Source organism: Tessaracoccus flavescens (assembly GCF_001998865.1).
In the GTDB taxonomy this organism is placed as follows: domain Bacteria; phylum Actinomycetota; class Actinomycetes; order Propionibacteriales; family Propionibacteriaceae; genus Arachnia; species Arachnia flavescens.
Genome location: NZ_CP019607.1, coordinates 3,221,521 through 3,241,361, shown reverse-complemented (window position 1 = coordinate 3,241,361; position 19,841 = coordinate 3,221,521). Strand labels below are relative to the sequence as shown.

Annotated in this window: 17 protein-coding genes and 1 tRNA gene; 6 read left to right on the top strand and 12 right to left on the bottom strand. The window is 68.5% G+C overall.

The window, feature by feature from the left end; all coding sequences use genetic code 11:
* Positions 1 to 17: 17 nt before the first annotated feature.
* The 10 genes from BW733_RS15665 to lysA form a co-directional block, all read right to left on the bottom strand.
* Positions 18 to 470, bottom strand: a complete 453-nt coding sequence (locus BW733_RS15665) for a hypothetical protein (RefSeq protein ID WP_077351937.1) — start codon at positions 468 to 470, stop codon at positions 18 to 20.
* Positions 463 to 1,608: an MraY family glycosyltransferase gene (locus BW733_RS15660; RefSeq protein ID WP_077351935.1), complete on the bottom strand. Its 1,146-nt coding sequence runs from the start codon at positions 1,606 to 1,608 to the stop codon at positions 463 to 465. Before BW733_RS15660 ends, BW733_RS15665 begins: the two co-directional genes overlap by 8 nt.
* Entirely contained in the window at positions 1,608 to 2,471 is an 864-nt protein-coding gene (locus BW733_RS15655; protein ID WP_077351933.1) for an L-threonylcarbamoyladenylate synthase, read from the bottom strand. The genes BW733_RS15660 and BW733_RS15655 overlap by 1 nt, the downstream gene beginning before the upstream one ends.
* 55 nt (positions 2,472 to 2,526) lie before the next feature.
* Positions 2,527 to 3,354 carry a peptide chain release factor N(5)-glutamine methyltransferase gene (gene prmC / locus BW733_RS15650; protein ID WP_077351931.1) on the bottom strand — a complete coding sequence of 276 codons (828 nt, stop codon included), beginning with the start codon at positions 3,352 to 3,354 and terminating at the stop codon, positions 2,527 to 2,529.
* Positions 3,351 to 4,418 carry a peptide chain release factor 1 gene (gene prfA / locus BW733_RS15645; RefSeq protein WP_077353074.1) on the bottom strand — a complete coding sequence of 356 codons (1,068 nt, stop codon included), beginning with the start codon at positions 4,416 to 4,418 and terminating at the stop codon, positions 3,351 to 3,353. The genes prmC and prfA overlap by 4 nt, the downstream gene beginning before the upstream one ends.
* Before the next feature lie 83 nt (positions 4,419 to 4,501).
* Positions 4,502 to 4,708 carry a 50S ribosomal protein L31 gene (gene rpmE, locus BW733_RS15640; protein ID WP_077351929.1) on the bottom strand — a complete coding sequence of 69 codons (207 nt, stop codon included), beginning with the start codon at positions 4,706 to 4,708 and terminating at the stop codon, positions 4,502 to 4,504.
* 118 nt (positions 4,709 to 4,826) lie between these two features.
* Positions 4,827 to 6,722 carry a transcription termination factor Rho gene (gene rho, locus BW733_RS15635; RefSeq protein WP_077351927.1) on the bottom strand — a complete coding sequence of 632 codons (1,896 nt, stop codon included), beginning with the start codon at positions 6,720 to 6,722 and terminating at the stop codon, positions 4,827 to 4,829.
* A gap of 211 nt (positions 6,723 to 6,933) precedes the next feature.
* Positions 6,934 to 7,830 (bottom strand): homoserine kinase, encoded by an 897-nt coding sequence (thrB, locus tag BW733_RS15630; protein WP_077351925.1) that lies wholly within the window; start codon positions 7,828 to 7,830, stop codon positions 6,934 to 6,936.
* A gap of 1 nt (position 7,831) precedes the next feature.
* A complete protein-coding gene (locus BW733_RS15625; RefSeq protein ID WP_237268233.1) occupies positions 7,832 to 9,133 on the bottom strand; it encodes a homoserine dehydrogenase in 1,302 nt (433 codons plus the stop codon).
* Positions 9,130 to 10,533: a diaminopimelate decarboxylase gene (lysA, locus tag BW733_RS15620; protein WP_077351921.1), complete on the bottom strand. Its 1,404-nt coding sequence runs from the start codon at positions 10,531 to 10,533 to the stop codon at positions 9,130 to 9,132. The genes BW733_RS15625 and lysA overlap by 4 nt, the downstream gene beginning before the upstream one ends.
* 226 nt (positions 10,534 to 10,759) lie before the next feature.
* Between lysA and BW733_RS15615 the strand changes: the two genes are divergently transcribed.
* The 5 genes from BW733_RS15615 to galK all read left to right on the top strand — a co-directional run bounded on the left by BW733_RS15615 (position 10,760) and on the right by galK (position 17,361).
* Positions 10,760 to 10,831: transfer RNA gene (locus BW733_RS15615), tRNA-Arg, on the top strand.
* A gap of 47 nt (positions 10,832 to 10,878) precedes the next feature.
* A complete protein-coding gene (locus tag BW733_RS15610; protein ID WP_077351919.1) occupies positions 10,879 to 12,162 on the top strand; it encodes a glycosyltransferase 87 family protein in 1,284 nt (427 codons plus the stop codon).
* 83 nt (positions 12,163 to 12,245) lie between these two features.
* Entirely contained in the window at positions 12,246 to 16,037 is a 3,792-nt protein-coding gene (locus tag BW733_RS15605) for a multifunctional oxoglutarate decarboxylase/oxoglutarate dehydrogenase thiamine pyrophosphate-binding subunit/dihydrolipoyllysine-residue succinyltransferase subunit (RefSeq protein WP_077351917.1), read from the top strand.
* Between the two features lie 4 nt (positions 16,038 to 16,041).
* Positions 16,042 to 16,218 (top strand): DUF6104 family protein, encoded by a 177-nt coding sequence (locus BW733_RS18515; protein WP_169836080.1) that lies wholly within the window; start codon positions 16,042 to 16,044, stop codon positions 16,216 to 16,218.
* Positions 16,219 to 17,361, top strand: coding sequence for a galactokinase (gene galK, locus BW733_RS15600; protein WP_077351915.1), 1,143 nt, complete (start codon positions 16,219 to 16,221; stop codon positions 17,359 to 17,361).
* On the opposite strand, the gene BW733_RS15595 is transcribed toward galK, so the two are convergent.
* Entirely contained in the window at positions 17,358 to 17,759 is a 402-nt protein-coding gene (locus tag BW733_RS15595) for a hypothetical protein (RefSeq protein ID WP_077351913.1), read from the bottom strand. The genes galK and BW733_RS15595 overlap by 4 nt on opposite strands.
* 221 nt (positions 17,760 to 17,980) lie before the next feature.
* On the opposite strand from BW733_RS15595, the gene BW733_RS15590 reads away from it, so the two are divergent.
* Entirely contained in the window at positions 17,981 to 18,232 is a 252-nt protein-coding gene (locus BW733_RS15590; RefSeq protein WP_077351911.1) for a WhiB family transcriptional regulator, read from the top strand.
* A 184-nt stretch (positions 18,233 to 18,416) separates the two neighbouring features.
* On the opposite strand, the gene BW733_RS15585 is transcribed toward BW733_RS15590, so the two are convergent.
* Entirely contained in the window at positions 18,417 to 19,835 is a 1,419-nt protein-coding gene (locus BW733_RS15585; protein WP_077351909.1) for a sensor histidine kinase, read from the bottom strand.
* Positions 19,836 to 19,841 lie beyond the last annotated feature (6 nt).

Sequence of the window (19,841 nt, the reverse complement as noted above, 5' to 3'; positions counted from 1 at the left end):
CATACCACGGGCGCTTCCTAGCTGTCGGCGGGGGGCTCGTATTCGGTGTCGTAGACGGGAACCCGCTGTCGCGAGGCCACGAACACGACGCCCGTGACCCAGGCGATGACCGTTCCCGCGACGCTCAGCACGAGCCACCCGTCACGGATGTGCGGCGCGACCGACGGATGGCTGAGGATCGCCCACAGGCCAGCCGCGATGCCGATCACGCGGACTGCGTAGCTGACGAGGACCAGGCCGAGCCCCTGCATGGGCTCGAGCTCCGAGGCGACCACCTCGAGCGCCTGTCCGATGCTGTAGAAGATCAGCACCGAGGCGAAGCCGAGCGCGGCGGTGAGGGCCGCGTCTCCCCCGCCGATGGCAAGGCCGAGGCCGATCACGGTGATCCCGACGACCTGGCCGAAGACGAGGCCGCCCATCATCATCTGTTTCGCGCGGCGCGTGGCCGCTGTCACCTTGCGTTCACTCATCTGGGCCGACCTTGTCTACGACATCTGCCTCTGCTCCGCCCAGCTTCGCCGGGGCGGTGCGGACCGGCCACACGGTGAGGATGACCAGGAATGCGAGCGCCGCCACGACCATCCAGATGGCGTTGACGGCCGGGGTGAGCGCGATCGCGACGAGGCCGACGGACACCACGGCCGCCCAGCCGTACATCAGCAGGACGGCGCCCCAGTGTGAATGACCCCTGGCGAGCAGGCGGTGGTGGAGGTGTTGTTTGTCTGCCGCGAAGGGGTGCTGGCCGTTCCAGGAGCGCCGGATCCAGGCCATGATCAGGTCGACGAGCGGCAGCGCCAGCGCGGCGACGGGCAGCAGGATCGGGAGCAGAGCCGGCACGACGTCGCTGCCCTGGACCAGCGTGCTCGAGTCGAGTTGCCCGGTGTAGGAGATCGCGCTCATCGCCATCAGGAGGCCGAGCAGCATCGCGCCGGAGTCACCCATGAACATCTTGGCCGGGTGCCAGTTGTGGAACAGGAAGCCGATCGCGATGCCGCAGGTGGCGACGGTGATCAGGCTCGCGGTGGTGGCGCGCTCCAGGCCCTGCTGGTAGGCGAGCACGTAGGTGTAGCTGAAGAACGCGCCCGATCCGATGGCCACGACGCCCGAGGCGAGGCCGTCGAGCCCGTCGACGAAGTTGACCGCGTTGACGCACACCGCGATCACGATCACGGTCAGCAGAATGCTGGTCGCGTCGTCGAGCAGGATGATCCGGTCGGGCAGCGGGATCCAGAAGAGGCGCACGCCGTTGAGCACAGCGACGCCCGCGGCGAGGATCTGGCCGCTGAGCTTGACCAGCGGATTCAGGTCGTACTTGTCGTCGAGCACGCCGACCACGGTGATGATGAGACTCGACCACAGCACCGCGGAGGCGTCGTGGGCGACCGTCGCGTAGCGGCCGAGGAAGGGCATCTGCAGGGCCAACAGGAACGCGAACGCCAGCCCGCCCAGCATGGCGATGCCGCCGAAGTACGGGATCGGGTGGGTGTGTACGTCGCGGTTGCGGACCTTCGCGAGCACGCCGGTGCGCACGGCGAGGCTGCGACACAACCCCGAGAGGAGGTAGGTCGTGCCCGCCGCGACGAGCAGCACCAGCAGGTATTCGCGCACTACTCCCCTTCGGCCTTGCGGGTCTCGTCGGCCGCTGCCGGTTCGGCGGCCTCGGCCGGCTCGCCTGCGTCGCTCCCGGGTTCGGCCCCGTCCCCGGCAGTCGCCTCGACAGCGGCTCCAGCCTCGTCAGAAGGCGTCAGTGCGGCATCGCCTGCGACCTGGTCGGTCGGCGCCGCCTGCTCCTGGGCCTCGGGCTCGGACGCGGACGGCTCCTCGAAGGCGACGACGTCGGGCGCGTATTCGCGCAGCGTCTCGAGCGCGATGGCGCCTTGACGCAGCACCCGACCCTGGTCGGTAGCGGCGAAGTCGACGATCGTGGAGGCCACTCCCCCGCTGACGGGTCCACCGTCGAGATAGACGGCCACGCGCTCGCCCAGCTGTTCAACGGTCTCCTCGCAGGTCAGCCCGGCGGGCTGGCCGGAGACATTGGCCGAGCTGACGGCGAGCGGCCCGGTGCGCCGGAGCAGAGCGCGGGCGCCCTCGTGGTCCGGGACGCGGACGGCGACCGTTCCGTTCGTCTCGCCGAGGTCCATCCCGCCTCGCGGCTGGGCCTTGAGCACGAGCGTCAGGGCTCCCGGCCACAGCGCCTTCGCCATCGCGGTCGCGGCCTCGGGCACCTCGTCGGCGATGGCGCGCAGCATGGACGGTTCCGCGATCAGGACGGGCGGCGGCATGTCACGTCCGCGTTCCTTGGCGTCGAGGAGTCCCTGCACGGCGGCGGCGTCGAAGGCGTTGGCTCCGATCCCGTATACGGTGTCGGTCGGCAGCACGATGCACCTGCCGTCGCGGACCGCCTCGGCGGCCTCGCTCAGGGCGGCCTCCTCGTCGAGGCTCAGGTTGAGGACTCGGGCGGTGTCAGTCACGTTGCCATCCTAGTGTCGTGGAGTGGTGCCAGGTCGATGGCCGCGGCTCGTCGCGTCACGGGCGCACCGCTGTCACGAAGCGCGGCCGCCCGGTCAGGTCGGCGTGCGGCTCCACCTGGTCGAGGCCGGCGGCGCGCAGGGTCTCGACCACGCCGGGCTGATGGGAGTCGTCGTGTTCGGTCGCCAGGATTCCACCTGGGGCGAGCAGGCGCATGGCGACGGCGGCGACGACCTTGATCGCGTCGAGCCCGTCCTCGCCGGAGAACAGCGCGAGCGCAGGATCGTGCTCGACGACATCGCTCGGCAGGAAGGGGCGTAGCCCCTCGGGCACGTAGGGCGGGTTCACGATGACGAGGTCGACGGTGCCGTCGAGTTCAGGAAGGGCGGTTGCCATGTCCCCGCGGACAAGGTCGACGCCGCGGCCTTCGAGGTTGCGTTCCAGGTAGGCGAAGGCCTCCGGATCCACTTCGACGGCGTGCAGCTCAAGGCCACCCAGCTCGGTCGCAAGGGCGGCGCTGATGGCACCGGATCCGGCACACAGCTCGACGACGCGCCGGGTGTCACGCTCGGCGAGGCGTTGCAGGGCCCACCCGACCATGACCTCGGTTTCCGGCCGCGGGATGAACACCCCGGGGCCGACCACGAGCTCCTCATGCCGGAAGTAGGCCACCCCGGTCAGGTGCTGCAGTGGCTCACCCGCCATCCGCCGCTCGGCGAGCTCGTCGATGAACCGCTGCTGCTCGGCGGTGACGTCGTCGACGGCGATCAGGCGCGGCACCTCGACGCCGAGCACATGGGCGACGATGATGCGCGCCTCCGGGCCAGGGCTCGGCGAACCCGACCTGGTCAGTCGACCGGCGAGTTCGAAAGCCGCCTCGCTCACCCGCCGACCTCGGCGAGGCGCTCGGCGAGGTCCTGCTCGGCGAGCGCGTCGAGCACCGGGTTGATGGCACCCTCGAGAACCTGGTCGAGGTTGTGCGCCTTGTAGCCGATCCGATGGTCCGTGATCCGGTTCTCGGGGAAGTTGTAGGTGCGGATGCGCTCCGAGCGGTCGACGGTGCGCACCTGGGACTTGCGTGCATCCGATGCCGCGGCCGCGGCCTGTGCCTCGGCGAGCTGGGTCAGCCGGGCACGGAGCATGCGCATGGCAGACTCGCGGTTCTGCAGCTGGGAGCGTTCGTTCTGGCAGCTGACCACGACGCCGGTCGGCAGATGGGTGATTCGCACGGCGGAGTCGGTGGTGTTGACGCCCTGGCCGCCCGGGCCGGACGAACGGTAGACGTCTATGCGCAGGTCGTCGTCGTTGATCTCGACCTCGTCGGCCTCGACATCCGGCATCACCAGCACGCCGGCGGCCGACGTGTGGATGCGGCCCTGCGACTCGGTGACGGGAACCCTCTGCACGCGATGCACGCCACCCTCGAACTTGAGCCGCCCGTAGGGACCGAACTCCTGGTGGCTGGTCGCCTTGACCGCGATGGTGACGGACTTGTAGCCGCCGAGGTCGGTCTCCTGTGAGTCGATCACCTCGACCTTCCAGCCGACCTGCTCTGCGTAGCGGGTGTACATCTTCAGCAGGTCGCCCGCGAAGAGCGCCGACTCGTCTCCGCCCTCGCCGGACTTGATCTCAAGCAGCGCGTCGGCGTCGTCGTTGGGGTCGCGCGGCGCGAGCAGCCGGGTGAGCTTCTCCGTGGCCGCTTCGAGCTGGGCGTCGAGGTCGGCCACCTCGTCGGCGAAGGAGGAGTCGTCTGCGGCGAGCTCGGCCGCGGCCTCACGGTCGTCGGACAGCCGTCGGAACGCCTCGATCCCCTCGACGATGGGCCGCAGCGAGGCGTAGCGTCGACCGACCTTGCGGGACCGGCTGACGTCGGCGTGGAGTGCCGGGTCGGAGAGCTGGTTCTCGAGGTCGTGGTACTCGTCGATGAGCGGCTGCGCGTTGTCGAACATGGTGCTTCCCTGCTGGCGATCGGGCAAAAAGAAACGAACGCCTGCCGGATCCTTCGATCCGACGAGGCGTTCGTCCAGGGTTGCTACTTCTTGGCGTAGCGCTTCTCGAAGCGGGCGACGCGGCCGCCGGTGTCGAGAATCTTCTGCTTGCCGGTGTAGAACGGGTGGCACTCGGCGCACACGTCAGCGTTCATGGTGCCCTTGGCGATGGTGCTGTGCGTGGTGAACGTGTTTCCACAGGTGCAGGTCACCGTGGTCTCAACGTAGTCAGGGTGGATGCCCTGCTTCATGGGGTTCTCCTTCTCAGAGTGGCCGGGTCGCTCTGCCCCGAGTCGGGGTCAGACAGGTGCGTGAACCGGCTCAACGGACAATTCTGCCTCGGCGAGGCCGGATTTCCAAGTCGGCGGATCAGCCCTCGGCCGCGGGCGTGGTCTTGAGCATGCTCAGCAGGAAGTCGTGGTTGTTCGCTGTCTTCGTCATGCGCGACTTGAGCGTCTCGAGCGCTGCCTGGTCGTCGAGCCCGGAGAGGGCGCGGCGAAGCTTCCAGATGATGTTGAGCTCGTCGCGGCCGAGCAGCAGGTCCTCGCGGCGGGTGCTCGACGCGTCGACGTCGATGGCCGGGTAGATGCGCTTGTCCGCGAGCTCGCGGCGGAGCCGCAGCTCCATGTTTCCGGTGCCCTTGAACTCCTCGAAGATGACCTCGTCCATCTTGGATCCGGTCTCGATCAGCGCCGTCGCCAGGATGGTGAGCGAGCCGCCGTTTTCGATGTTGCGGGCGGCGCCGAAGAACTTCTTCGGCGGGTACAGCGCCGCGGAGTCGACGCCACCGGAGAGAATGCGGCCGGAGGCGGGTGCCGCGAGGTTGTAGGCGCGACCCAGGCGCGTGATGCCGTCGAGCAGCACGACGACGTCGTGACCGAGTTCGACGAGGCGCTTCGCGCGCTCGATGGCCAGCTCGGAGACCATCGTGTGGTCCTCGGCCGGGCGGTCGAACGTCGAGGCGATGACCTCACCGGAGACGGTGCGCTGGAAGTCGGTGACCTCCTCGGGACGCTCGTCGACGAGCACCACCATGAGGTGGACCTCGGGGTGGTTCGCGGCGATCGAGTTGGCGATGCCCTGCATGATCATCGTCTTTCCTGCCTTCGGCGGGGAGACGATCAGGCCACGCTGGCCCTTGCCGATCGGCGAGACGAGGTCGATGATGCGGCCCGTGAGGTTGGTCTGCACGGTCTCGAGGCGCAGCCGCTCCTGCGGGTAGAGCGGGGTCAGCTTCGCGAACTCGGGACGGCCCTTTGCCTTCTCCGGGTCGTCACCGTTGATCGTGTCGAGGCGCACGAGGGGGTTGAACTTCTCCTTGCGCTCCCCCTCGCGCGGGGTGCGGATGGCGCCGGTGATCACGTCGCCACGGCGCAGGCCGTAGCGGCGCACCGTCGACATGGAGAGGTACGCGTCTGCGGGGCCGGGCAGATACCCGGTGGTGCGGACGAAGGCGTAGTTGTCGAGGATGTCGACGATGCCGGAGATGTTGGCGAGGACGTCGTCCTCACTGACGGTGGGCTCGGCCTCCATCCGGTCCATGCCCTGGCCACGGCCGCCCTGACGCCGGTTGTTGCTGGTGCGCTCGCGGTTGCGGCGACGGCGGCTGCGGCGGGAGTTGCCGGAATCGTCGTCATAGCCACCCGGATCTATGACGACCGACTTCGACTGCTGCTGCTGGGGAGCCGAGGCCGAACCTCCGCCCATGGCGGCGTCGAGCAGCTCGCCGACCTCGGCGATGGTGTTGGTGTCTGCCTGACCTGGGGTGCGCTCACGGTCCCGCTCACGCGAGCGACGCCGGCGGCTGTTGCGCGAGCCCGAGTCGCCTTCGTTGGCCTGCTCGCCCCGGTTGGACTGGTTCGACTGTGCGTTGTCGCCGCGGTCCTCGCCCTGGTTGCGGTCCTTGCTGTCGTCGCGCTGGCGGTCGCCGCCCTTGTCGCGGTCCTGCCTGTCGTTGCGCTCCTCGCGCTCAACCTTGGCCCGCTCCTGGCGATCGCCGCGCTCCTGCTGGCGGGCATCGTTCTGCACCAGCGCAGGCTGGGTCTTCTCGGTGCGCGCCTCCTGCTGAGCAGCCTCGGGCGCAGGCTCCCCCGCCGGACGGGTGGCGCGGCGCCGCTGTCCGCCAGAGCTGTTGCCTGCCGACTCGATGGCCGAGATGAGGTCGCCCTTGCGCATGGCCGAGATCCCTTTGATCCCCAGGCCTGATGCGACCGTTTTCAGTTCGGCCAGCTTCAGGCCAGCCAGGTGGGTTCCGTTTTCAGTCACGGATTTCCTTCCACAAAACACCGAAAGGCAAAGGACACAGGGCCTCTCGGCTGACAGAAATGAGATTCACTTCGGCGCTGCACAGGCGTGGATGTCGGTCGCAGCTGGGCGCCATCGATCAGTGAACGTGTATCAGGCTAGCACTGCGCGCGGCCGTTCCCAAGCTCATCGCCCGCCCTGGGGTTCCGAGGGGCCCTGACAAGGCACTTCCTCACCCCTCGACGCGCAGCTCCACGCCGGTCCCGACGGCCGGTTCAAGGCGTCGGAATCCATCCGCCCGGCATGCGTCGGCCGCTGCCAGTTCCTCCACCGAGCCGACGGCGAAGATCGCCGGCCCGGCGCCCGAGATCGCGGCGGGCACCCCGACCGCGCGCAGCGAGCGGAGCAGGTCCCACGACTGCGGCATCAGTTCGGCGCGGTACTGCTGGTGGAGCCTGTCCTCGGTTGCCGCGAAGATCAGGTCGGGGCGACGCTCGAGCGCGAGTGGAAGCGCCGCCGCGGCGATGGCCTGGGTGACGGCGTCGGCTCGCGGCACCGACGCCGGGAGCACGGAGCGGGCACCGGCGGTGCCGACCTCGAAGTCGGGCACCCACACGCGCACACCGAGCGAATCGTGCAGATCGAGGTTGACCAACCGCACGTCGTCGTCGGCGAACCAGGCGAGGATGGCACCGCCCCAGACGGCCGCGCCCGCGTTGTCCGGGTGGCCCTCGATCCGGCTCGAGATCCGGGTGAGCTCGGGGAGGTCGAGCGGTTCCTCGCCCCGGGAGATGCCCCACGCGAAGGCCAGCCCGGCCACGATCGCCGCGGCGGAGGAGCCGAGCCCGCGCGAATGGGGGATGCGGTTGTGACAGGTGAGCCGCAGGCCGGGGCGCCTGCCGCCCCAGGCCTCGAGTCCGGTGAGCAGCGACTGGATCACGAGGTGCCGCTCGTCGAGGGGCACGTTGCCCTCCCCCTCACCGTCGACCGTGATCGAGAGCTCGGTGGGATCCTCTGTGAGCTCGAGTTCGAGTTCGTCGTGGAGGGCGAAGGCGATGCCGAGGCAGTCGAACCCCGAGCCGACGTTCGCCGTCGTCGCCGGGACGCGGACGCTCAGCCGTCGCCCCACCTCAGAAGCCCTCGACGCGCATCACACGCACACCGGAGCCGACGAAGTCGGCGTCCTCGAGCTCGTCGATCACCTGGGCGAGCTGGGACTCGAGCGTCTGGTGCGTCATGATCCCGAGCCGGGCCGGGAAGCCGTCTGCGCGCGTGTCGTCGAGGTAGCTCTGCTGGACGACCCGGAGCGAGACGTTGTGCTTGCCGAACACGGCCGCGCACTTGGCGAGGATGCCGGGACGATCGACGACGTCGAAGGACACGTAGAACTGTGCAGACGACTCCCCGATGGGCGCGACCTGGCGCCGCGTGTAGGCGGGGCTGAAGTGGCCGGCCGTTCCGCGCGCACGGTTGCGTGCGACGGTCACCACATCGCCCATCACGGCGGAGGCGGTCGGGTTGCCGCCGGCGCCTGCGCCGAGGAACATCAGCTCCCCTGCCTCGCGGGAGTTGACGAAGATGGCGTTGTAGGCCCCGGAGACGCTTGCCAGCGGGTGCTTGTTGGCGACCATGGCCGGGTGCACCTTCACGATGATCCGGTCGTCGTCGGTGAGCTTCGCGATCGCGACCAGCTTGATGGTGCAGCCCATCTGCTCCGCGGCGGCGATGTCGCCAGGCGTCACCTCGGTGATGCCCTCGGAGAAGACCTCGGAGCCGCGGACCTCGGTGTGGAACGCGAGCCCGGCGAGGATGGCGGCCTTCGCCGCCGCGTCGTGGCCCTCGACGTCGGCGGTGGGATCGGCCTCCGCGTAGCCGAGCTCCTGCGCCTCGGCCAACGCGTCGGCGAAGCTGACGCCGTCGGTGACCATCTTGTCGAGGATGAAGTTCGTGGTGCCGTTGACGATGCCCATCACCTCGGTGATCTCGTCCCCGACGAGGGACTCGCGCAGGGGGCGGATGATCGGGATGGCGCCGGCGACCGCCGCCTCGTAGTAGAGGTCGACCCCGTTGTCCCTCGCAGCGGCAGACAGGGCGCCGAGGTCGTCGGCGAGCATCGCCTTGTTGGCCGTCACGATCGAGGCGCCGTGCCCGATCGCCTTGAGCACGAGGCCGCGCGCGGGCTCGATGCCGCCGATCAGCTCGATCACCACGTCGAGGTCGCCTCGGCTGACCAGGCCGTCGAGGTCGTCGGTCAGCAGTTCGGGGTCGATCCCGGGCCGCGGCACGTCGAGGTTGCGCACGCCGACGCCGACGAGTTCGAGGCGTCGACCGATCCGCGACTCGAGGGTGCCTCCCTGGTCCACGATGATCCGGGCCACCTGCGAACCGACCACGCCGGCTCCGAGCAGGGCAACCTTCAGGGGCTTTGTCACTGTCCCACGTCCAATCTCATCAGGTCGTCGAGGGTCTCGCGGCGCAGCATCACCGAGGTGACGCCGTCGCGTGCGCTGACGACCGGAGGCTTCGGGATCTGATTGTAGTTACTGGCCATGCTTCTGGCGTAGGCGCCAGAACCCGGGACGGCGATCAGATCCCCGATCGTCACGTCGGCAGGCAGGAAGACGTCGCGGATGAGGATGTCGCCGCCCTCGCAGTGCTTTCCGACGACGCGGCTGAGCACCGGCTCGGCGTCCGAGGTGCGGTTGGCGAGGGCCGCCGAGTACTCCGCGGCGTACAGCGCGGGCCGGATGTTGTCGCTCATCCCGCCGTCGACGGAGATGTAGACGCGGGACCTGCCGCCCTCCAGCTCAACGGTCTTGACTGTGCCGACGCGGTAGACAGCGACGCCCGACGGGCCGCAGATGGCGCGGCCGGGCTCGATGCTCAGGTGTGGCCGGGCCAGCCCGAAGGCGCGGCACTCGTGGTCGACCATCTCCTCGAAGGCCGCGGCGAGGGTGGAGGTCGGCTGCGGCGTGTCGACGCCGGTGTAGGCGATGCCGAAGCCACCGCCCAGATCCAGCTCCGGCAGCTCGACGCCGGTTGCCGTGCGGAACTGGCTGGCGAGCTTCATGGTGCGACGGATCGCCACCTCGAAGCCAAGGGTCTCGAAGATCTGCGAGCCGATGTGGCTGTGGATGCCGCGCAGGTCGAGGTACTGCGACGAGTGGCAGCGCACGAGCGCCGTCAGCGCCTGGCCGCCCATGATGCTGAGGCCGAACTTCTGGTCCTCGTGCGCGGTGGCGATGTACTCGTGTGTGTGGGCCTCGACCCCGGTGGTCACGCGGACAAGCACGTTGGCCCGGTGACCGCCGTCCGCGCACGCCCGTTCGAGGCGGGCGATCTCGTCGAAGGAGTCGACGATGATGCGCCCGACGCCCTGCTCGAGCGCGAAGGCGATCTCCTCCTCCGACTTGTTGTTGCCGTGGAAGCCGAGCCGAGCGGCTGGCATGCCACCCGCGAGCGCGATCCGCATCTCCCCCATCGTGGTGACGTCGAGGTTGAGCCCCTCCTCCGCGGCCCAGCGGGCGACGGTGCGGGTGAGCAGGGCCTTGCCGGCGTAGTAGATCTCCCAGCCCGGGAAAGACTCCTTGAACTCGCGCGCACGCGAGCGGAAGTCGCCCTCGTCGATGACGTAGACGGGCGTGCCGTGCTCCTCGGCGACCTCGGGCAGCGTGGCGCCCGCCACGACGATGCGCCCCTGCTCGTCGCGGCGGGCGCCACGCGGCCAGAGCTTGAGGTCGAGCTCGTTGAGGTCCTCGGGCACCTGCAGCCAGGTGGGGCCTCCCTGCGCCGCGTCCGCGTGGATCGACCCTGCGATGTGCATGTGCGTCATGCGGGCAAGCCTGCCAGAGCGTGCGGACCCGACGCCATCCTCGCTCACCGCTGTCCACCCCTCAGTCACCGCTCGGGTCGGGTCAGACCCTCGACCGGGCGCTGAGCGAGGATCGTCGCGACTTCGTGGAGGGTGGCCCGAGGAGCTGGCCGGACACGCGGCGCCGCGGTGCGACAGCGGGGGCCGGGTGATGCTACCCTTTCGGAGGTCGCGTTTCGACGCGTCGGCCCCCGTAGCTCAGGGGATAGAGCACCGCCCTCCGGAGGCGGGAGCCGAGGTTCGAATCCTCGCGGGGGCGCCCCAGCAGTGCCAGGCCAGTACGACCACTGATGAGGAGGCCGGGGTTTGTCGCACGCGACGCAGCCACGGGGCGCCGGCCTCCAGCAGGCCACGACCATCGCCGGCCTGATTCTGGTCTTCCTGATCACGCGCCTTTTCACCGTCGTCACGCTGAAGCTCGAGTCCGTGAGCTTCGTGCTCAATGACATCTCCTATTACGGCGCCTACCTGTTCCAACTCGTGGAGCAGGGCAACCGCGACGTCATGGGCGAGTACCCCGTCCCGGCGGTGTGGATCCTGCAGGCCTTGTACAAGATCGGCGGCGGCTGGGAGACCTGGACGCCCTACTACATGGTCGCTTTCATCCTGCTCGACGCCGCGGTGGCGATCTCCCTCTATCGACGCGGCAACCCGTGGGGCTCGCTGTTCTGGATCCTCTTCACCGGGGTCCAGGGTGCGGTCGTCTGGTCCCGCTTCGACCTGATCCCCGCCGCACTCGTTGCCTGGGCCTGCATGCTCCTGATGACGCACCCGAAGATCGCGGGAGGGATGATCGGCCTCGGCGCCGCGATCAAGCTGTGGCCCGCGCTGCTGATCGGCCCCATGCTCGCCCCGAACCCGATCCGCGACAAGCTGGCCCGCAACCGGCTGCTCGGCTTCGTCGTGGTCGGCTTCGGACTCGCGGCCGCCTCGCTGATCACCACCGGCTGGACCAGATCCGCCTCCCCCATCACCTGGCAGCGCGACCGGGGGCTCCAGATCGAGTCGATCCCGGCGACCCCGCTGATGTTCCTGCGCACCTTCACAGACAACGACTCCTGGCAGATCGACCTCAGCCAGTACAACGCGCTGGAGATCCTCGCCGGCCAGCCGGGTGTCGCCCTGATGCTCAAGGTCTCGACGGTGCTGACCGCATTGAGCATCCTGCTCACCGTCTTCCTGAGCTACCGGCTGATCCGGAACCTCAAGGTCGGCGACCCGCGCCTTGCCGAGTCGATCGTGCTCGCGGTGCTCACCGTCGTGCTCGCCACGATCATCGCGAACAAGACCCTCTCCCCGCAGTACGTCCTGTGGCTCGGCGGCCCTGTCGCCGCGCTGCTTCTGCTGCGCAGGAGCGAGTGGCTGCGCAGACACCTCAACGTGTTGTCTGTCGTGCTGATCCTGGTCGGCGGCATGACCCAGTTCACCTACCCGTGGGGTGCCTTCGGGATCATGGCGATCCCGTTGGGTGCCGGACCCGAGACGTCGGTGCTGATCCTGCGCAATCTCGCGCTCGTGCTCCTCACCGGATACTCACTCTGGCTCACCCTCAGGTCCAGCCGTCGTCAGCGCGACATGGTGTCTTCCTGATTGGGTAAGCTTCACTAGCAGCAGCCGCAGTAGTCTGCGGCCGGACGTCCACACAGAGGGGATCGTGGCCACCGCCACTAGGTATGTCAGCATCTGACTCCATCGACGCATTCGGTGCCAACTCATGGCTGATCGACGAGATGCGGGAGGCCTACGAGGCCGATCCGCAGTCCGTGGATCCGAGTTGGCGGGAGTTCTTCCAGGCCGAGCCGGCAGAGCATCCGGCAGAGGCCGCCGCAGCGGCAGAGCCAAAGCCCGCCGAGCCGAAGCAGGCCGAGGCCCCCAAGCCTGAGCCGAAGGCCGAGGCAGCAAAGCCACAGCCGAAGCAGGAAGCCCCGAAGGAGGAGGCCAAGGCCGCCCCTAAGGCGAGCTCTCCGACAGAGGAGTCGGCCCGCCCGGCCGCGAACAAGCCGCAGGTCGAGCCCGTCCGCAAGGGGGCGGGGGCGCCCGCCAACCCCGGCAGCGGAGCTGGTCTCTCGGCGAACGCTCCGAACCCGGCGCTGCGTCCCGAGCCGTCCGCGGCCGAACCGAAGTACACGGTCATGCGCGGCGCGCCGATGCGCACCGCCAAGAACATGGACGCCTCCCTGACTGTGCCGACCGCGACCTCGGTGCGTTCGGTGCCCATGAAGCTGGTCATCGACCAGCGCACCGTGATCAACAACTTCCTGCGCACCTCCAAGGGCGGCAAGGTCTCGTTCACCCACATCATCGGCTACGCGATGGTGCAGGCTCTGAAGGCCCTGCCGGACATGAACAACGCCTACACGGTCGTCGACGGCAAGCCCAACCTGGTCGAGAATCCGGCCATCAACCTCGGCATCGCCATCGACCTGAAGAAGGGCGACACCCGTCAGCTTCTCGTGCCCAACATCAAGGGCTGTGAGAACCTCAACTTCTTCCAGTTCTGGTCCGCCTACGAGCAGGTCGTGGCGAAGGCTCGAAACGGAGAGCTCCAGGTCAGCGACTTCGCAGGCACGACGGCGTCCCTCACGAACCCGGGCGGCATCGGCACGAACCATTCGGTGCCGAGGCTGATGACCGGCCAGGGCATGATCCTCGGCGTCGGCAACATCGACTACCCCGCCGAGTTCCACGGCATGTCCCCCTCGCGCCTGACCGACCTCGCGGTGTCGAAGGTCACCACGCTGACCAGCACCTACGACCACCGCGTCATCCAGGGCGCGACCTCGGGTGAGTTTCTGAAGAAGCTGCACGGCCTGCTGCTGGGGGAGGACGGCTTCTACGACCAGATCTTCGAGGCGCTGCGCATCCCCTACGAGCCGCTGCGCTGGTCCCCCGACATCTCGGCCCACCGCGATCAGCAGGTGTCGAAGACGGCCCGTGTGCTCGAACTGGTCAACGCGTACCGCACGTTCGGCCACCTGGTCGCCGACACCGACCCGCTCGAGTACCGACAGCGCTCGCAGGAGGATCTCCGCCTCGATAGCCACGGCCTCAGCATCTGGGACCTCGACCGCGAGTTCGCCGTCGGGACGCTCCGCGCGAAAGAGCGGATGTATCTGCCGCTGCGCGAGATCATCTCGATCCTGCAGGACTCCTACACCCGCACCGTCGGCGTCGAGTACATGCACATCGCCGACCCGCGCCAGCGCGAGTGGTTCCAGCAGCGCATGGAGCGCCCGCACACGCCGCTGACGCATCAAGAGCACATGCACGCGCTCGACAAGCTGAACGAGGCAGAGGTCTTCGAGACCTTCCTGCAGACCAAGTTCGTCGGCCAGAAGCGCTTCTCGCTCGAAGGCGGCGAGTCGCTGATCGTGCTGCTCGACGAGGTCGTCGGCCTCGCGGCCAACGATTCGCTCGACGAGGTCTGCATCGGCATGCCGCACCGCGGCCGCCTGAACGTGCTCGCCAACATCGTCGGCAAGCAGTACGGACAGATCTTCCAGGAGTTCGACGGCGTGCTCGACACCGCGGGCACCGGCGACGTGAAGTACCACCTGGGCGCCGAGGGCACCTTCGTGGCGGCCAACGGCGCGACGATCAAGGCGTCGGTCGCCGCGAACCCCTCACACCTCGAGGCCGTCAACCCTGTGCTCCAGGGCATTACGCGGGCCAAGCAGGACACGCTCAAGTCCGACGACTACCCGGTGATGGCCATCACGCTGCACGGCGATGCCTCGTTCGCGGGCCAGGGCGTCGTGTTCGAGACTCTCCAGATGAGCCAGCTGCGCGCGTACAAGACCGGCGGCACGATCCACGTGGTCGTCAACAACCAGGTCGGCTTCACCACCGCTCCCACCGAGTCGCGCAGCTCGACCTACTCCACCGACGTGGCGAAGGCAATTTCCGCCCCGGTGCTGCACGTCAACGGGGACGACCCCGACTCGTGCATCCGGGCGGCAAGAATCGCCTTCGACTACAGGCAGCAGTTCCACCGCGACGTCGTGATCGACCTCGTCTGCTACCGCCGCCGCGGCCACAACGAGGGCGACGACCCGAGCTTCACCCAGCCGAACATGTACGACCTGATCGAGCAGAAGCGCTCCACGAGGCGCCTCTACACCGAGTCGCTGATCGGCCGTGGCGACATCTCGATGGCCGACGCCGAGGACGTCATGAACCGGTTCCGCAGCCGGCTCGAGAACGTGTTCCGCGAGGTGCGCGACACGAGCTCCGGTAAGGACGACGACTACCGCCGTGTGCCCTACTACCCCACGAAGCCCGACGAGCGGCTCACCGAGATCACGCCCGAGATGATGCAGGCCATCGCCGCGGTGCACACGCAGTTCCCTGAGGGCTTCACCGTGCATCCGAAGGTCAAGCCGCAGCTCGAACGCCGCGCCCACGCGATCCTCGAGGGTCCCATCGACTGGGCCACCGCCGAGATTATCGCCTTCGGCTCGCTGCTGATGGAGCGCCGCCCCGTGCGCCTCGCGGGCCAGGACTCGAGGCGCGGCACGTTCTCGCAGCGCTTCGCCGCCATCGTCGACCGCGTCTCCAATGAGGCGTGGGTGCCGCTGAAGCACCTCACCGAGGACCAGGCCTCCTTCGACGTGTTCGACTCGCTGCTCAGCGAGTACGCCGCCGTCGGCTTCGAGTACGGCTACTCCGTCGCACGGCCCGACGCGCTCGTCCTGTGGGAGGCGCAGTTCGGCGACTTTGTCAACGGTGCCCAGACGATCATCGACGAGTTCGTCTCCTCCGGCAACGCCAAGTGGGGCCAGAAGTCCGGTGTCGTCCTGCTGTTGCCACACGGCTACGAGGGTCAGGGCCCGGACCACAGCTCGGCCCGCCTGGAGCGGTGGCTGCAGCTGTGCGCCGAGAACGCTCTCGCCGTGTGCCAGCCGTCGACCCCGGCCAGCTACTTCCACCTGCTGCGCCAGCACGCCTACGTGAACTACCACCGTCCGGTGGTCATCGCCACGCCGAAGTCCATGCTGCGCAACAAGCTGGCCACGTCGATGCCTTCCGACTTCACCTCCGGCCAATGGCGTCCGGCGCTCGACGACCCGACCATCGAGGATCCCAGCAAGGTCACCCGCGTGCTGCTCTGCTCCGGGAAGGTCCGCTGGGACCTCGTGGCGCAGCGCGAGAAGAACGGCCACGACGGAAGCATCGCGATCGTCGCGCTGGAGCGGCTCTACCCGCTGCCGGGCGAGGAGCTCGCAAAGGTGCTGCAGCGCTACGGCCATGTCACCGACATCCGGTTCGTCCAGGACGAGCCCGAGAACCAGGGCGCGTGGCCGTTCCTGTCGGCCGCGCTCCCGGGCGAGGTCAAGCGGTATCTGCCCGACTACGACCTGAAGATGCAGCTCATCTCGCGTGAGTGGTCCTCTGCGCCGTCGGTCGGCTCGCTCAAGGTCCACAAGACCCAGGAGCAAGAGCTCCTCACCGCGGCGCTAGGGTAAGGCGATGTACTTCACCGACCGCGGGCTCGAAGAGCTCGTCGATCGGCGCGGCCACGAGGAGGTCTCCTTCGAGTGGCTCGCCGATCAGCTGCGTACTTTCGTGGATCTCAACCCGGAGTTTGAAACCCCGATCGAGCGGCTGGCCTCCTGGCTCGCACGCCTCGACGACGAGGAGGACTGAATGCTCGATCTCGACGCCCTTCGGCAGCGTTACCTGCAGGTGACGGGAAGTGAGCCGGAGGGCCTCTGGTTCGCGCCCGGGCGGGTCAACCTGATCGGCGAGCACACCGACTACAACGACGGCTTCGTGCTGCCGTTCGCGCTCGAGCGCAAGGCGGGCATCGCCGCAGGTCGTCGCGACGACGACGATCTCGTTCTCGTCTCGCTCGAACTGGACGACGAGGTTCGCCTGTCGCTCGACGCCCTGGCCCCCGGCCAGGAGGGCTGGTCTGCATACCTCGCGGGTGTCGCATGGGCGCTGCGCGAGGCGGGCCACCAGATCGGAGGCGCGAACCTCGTGATGAGCTCTGACGTTCCGCTCGGGGCCGGGCTCTCCAGCTCGGCGGCCATCGAGTGCGCGACGGTTTCGGCCCTGATGGGGCTCTACGATCTTGAGATCCCACCCATGGACCGCGCGAAGCTGGCGCAGGTGGCCGAGAACGCCTACGTCGGCGCCCCGACCGGCCTGCTCGACCAGGCGGCGAGCACGCTCTGTGAGGCGGAGGCGGGGCTGTTCCTCGACTGCCGCAGCCTCGAGACCCGGCAGGTGCCGCTGCCCCTCGCGGAGCAGGGGCTGGAGATTCTCGTGCTGGACACGAAGACCCCGCACAGCCACGTCGACGGCGAGTACGGCGACCGCCGCAGGAGCTGCGAGGAGGCTGCGGCCATCCTCGGCGTCCCCGCGCTGCGTGACGTCACCGACCTCGACGCGGCCCTGGCCCAGCTCCCGGACGAGACGATGCGCCGGAGGGTTCGGCACGTCGTCACAGAGAACGAGCGGGTGCTCGAGGCGCTCGAGGTCGCGAAGGCGGGCGAACTGCGCTCCCTCGCACCGCTGCTCGACGCGTCCCACGAGTCGATGCGCGACGACTACGAGATCACCGTGCCAACGGTCGACCTCGCCGTCGCGCAGGCACGACGCTCGGGTGCACTTGGCGCGAGGATGACCGGCGGCGGCTTCGGTGGCTGCATCATCGCGCTCATCCCCGCTGGGGAAGGTGACCGGATCGGTCAGGAGATCGCCGCGGCCTTCGCCGAGGCGGGCCACGGGGCCCCAGAGTGGTTCAGCGTGCTCCCCGCCGCCGGAGCGGGCCGCCTCGCCTAGGCCGAGGCGTCGGAGGGCTGCTTGACCTTGTCGAGCTCGCGCCGTCCGACGGCGAGCACCGAGGTGACGACCGTCGCCAGCACGAAGGGCGCGACGATCAGCATGCCCACGAACTGCGACCTGTCGGGAGTGGTCAGGAAGCTGCCGACGGCGCACGCATGCAGCAGCGAGGACGCGACGATCAGCCCGAGCGCGAGTGAGCTGCCCCGGGTGACGAACCAGGCGATGGCCAGCTGCGCCGCGCCGTAGATGAACAGCCAGGTGGCGACCCCCCAGCCGAAGCGCTGCGAGTTGGCGGCCACGGCGCCGACGCCGATGCCGATCATGACCAGCCCCGTGAGGGCGGTGAGGATCACGCACACGGCGAGCAGAGGTCGGCGGAGCACTCGGGACGTCACGCGTAGAGCCTGCCAAGGCTGGCGACGTTCATCAAGTCGACCTCGTCCCCGTGAGACACACTGGCGCTCATTGCGTGCGGCGACACCGCGGAGCTGACACTTTTTCTCACGCGTTATCTCCCGAGGCGGGCAGCTATTGCCTATCGTTGAACTCAGGGGTAACCTGCATAGGCTTGCGGATGTTCCGCGGCCCGTATTGCTGTAACAGAAGGAGTTCAACTATGGATTGGCGCCACAAGGCTGCCTGCCTCACTGAGGATCCGGAGTTGTTCTTTCCAGTTGGCAACACTGGCCCTGCCCTACAACAGATCGAAGAAGCCAAGAAGATCTGCGCGCGCTGTGTCGTCCGCGAGCAGTGCCTCGCCTGGGCCCTCGAGGCAGGCCAGGACCACGGCGTCTGGGGCGGGCTGAGCGAGGATGAGCGCCGCGCGATCAAGCGCCGCGCCGCCCGTTCCCGGCTGCGCAACTCCTGATCTACAGCGCACCCCGTGTGCGCAAGCAGCCCCGCTGCGACCTGTGCGCCGCGGGGCTGCTGCCTGAGCGGGTCGACTCCGTGCGTCCGGCGCCGTGAACGCGTTTGTTACGGTGTAACACTCCGGGCAGCGCCCTCGTGCCCCGAAGGACACAGCGACGCGCCGCGCGACCCCCTAGGGTCGGTCAGACCTTGGGGACGGGGATCACGATGGTGGCGACAGTCCCCGGTCCGTCCTGACGGTTCTCGATCGACAGTGAGCCGTGCAGGTCGTGGATCAGCGTCGAGATGATGGAGAGCCCGAGCGACTTCTGGTTGGCGAGCTTGAAGTCCTCCGGCAGGCCACGGCCCGCGTCGAGGATCTCGATCATCAACTGGTCGGGAGTCCGGGTCGGGACAACCTCCACCTCCCCCGACGAACTGTCCAGCCCGTGCTCGATGGCGTTCTGACACAGCTCGGTGACGACCATCGACAGCGAGGTCGCCATGTCGGCGGGGATCACCCCGAAACTGCCCCGGCGCACCGCGCGCACTGTGCCGTGCGAGGCGGCGAGATCCCCCACCATGTCGAGGATCTTGTCGCACACCTCGTCGAAGGCGACCGCCTCGACGAGGCTGTAGGACAGCGTCTCGTGCACCATCGCGATCGAGGAGACGCGGCGCATCGCGTCGCGCAGCGCCTCCTTGCCCTCCGGGGACTCGAGCCGGCGCGACTGCATGCGCAACAGGGCGGCGACCGTCTGCAGGTTGTTCTTGACCCTGTGGTGGATCTCGCGGATGGTGGCGTCCTTGGTGACCAGCATCCGGTCGCGGCGACGCAGATCCGTGGTGTCGCGGCAGAGCACCAGCATCCCTGCCGAGGTGGTCTCGAACCACAGCGGAAGCACCACGAAGCGCATCGACGCGCCGCGCGTCTCAACGTCGAACTCGAGCGTCAGGCGGCCGTCGATGTCGGCGTTGACGGTCTGGCCGACGGCCTCGACACCCTCGCGCAACTGTCGGGTGAGTTCCCGGAAGTGTTCGCCCTCGATGTCGCCGGAGGCACCGAGCCTGCGGTACCCGGTGATCGCGTTCGGACTCGCGTAGGAGATCACCCCGTCAGGCTGGATCCGCAGCACACCGTCGGCTGGGCGGGGCGCAAGCGCCTTGTCCGACGGGGGCACGAGCGGGAACTCACCGCGCATCAGCATCTGGGTCAGGATCTCCGCGGCCTCGAGAAAGTTCTCCTCGAGGGCGCCGGTGGCGCGCATCCCCATCTGGTTCGTGTGCCGTTCGATCACGGCGATCGGCCGGTCGTTACGCAGCACAGGGATGGCCCACACGTCGACGGGGATGCCCGCGCTGAGCGCGTTGTTGCTCGTCTCCGCGATCTCATGAGTCATGTAGGCGACGGTGACCTGGTGCTCAGGGTCGTACTCGATCCGCTCCCCCACGATGTCGTCCTCGAGGGCCGTCGGGCCGGTGACGGGGCGGATCTGAGCGGTGCACTCGAAGACGTCGCCCTCCTCGCCGAGCGCCTTCCAGAGGACTAGATCCGAGAAGCTCAGGTCCGCGAGAAGGTGCCATTGGGAGACGAAGGCGTCGAGCCATTCGTCGTCGGTCATCTGATC

Bases quoted from the DNA above. Each gene is read 5' to 3' on its own strand.
- lysA (WP_077351921.1), bottom strand. From the start codon at position 10,533: ATGACGCACATGCACATCGCAGGGTCGATCCACGCGGACGCGGCGCAG.
- BW733_RS15605 (WP_077351917.1), top strand. From the start codon at position 12,246: ATGTCAGCATCTGACTCCATCGACGCATTCGGTGCCAACTCATGGCTG.
- BW733_RS15590 (WP_077351911.1), top strand. From the start codon at position 17,981: ATGGATTGGCGCCACAAGGCTGCCTGCCTCACTGAGGATCCGGAGTTG.
- BW733_RS15585 (WP_077351909.1), bottom strand. From the start codon at position 19,835: ATGACCGACGACGAATGGCTCGACGCCTTCGTCTCCCAATGGCACCTT.
- prfA (WP_077353074.1), bottom strand. From the start codon at position 4,418: ATGTTCGACAACGCGCAGCCGCTCATCGACGAGTACCACGACCTCGAG.
- rpmE (WP_077351929.1), bottom strand. From the start codon at position 4,708: ATGAAGCAGGGCATCCACCCTGACTACGTTGAGACCACGGTGACCTGC.
- BW733_RS18515 (WP_169836080.1), top strand. From the start codon at position 16,042: ATGTACTTCACCGACCGCGGGCTCGAAGAGCTCGTCGATCGGCGCGGC.
- galK (WP_077351915.1), top strand. From the start codon at position 16,219: ATGCTCGATCTCGACGCCCTTCGGCAGCGTTACCTGCAGGTGACGGGA.
- BW733_RS15665 (WP_077351937.1), bottom strand. From the start codon at position 470: ATGAGTGAACGCAAGGTGACAGCGGCCACGCGCCGCGCGAAACAGATG.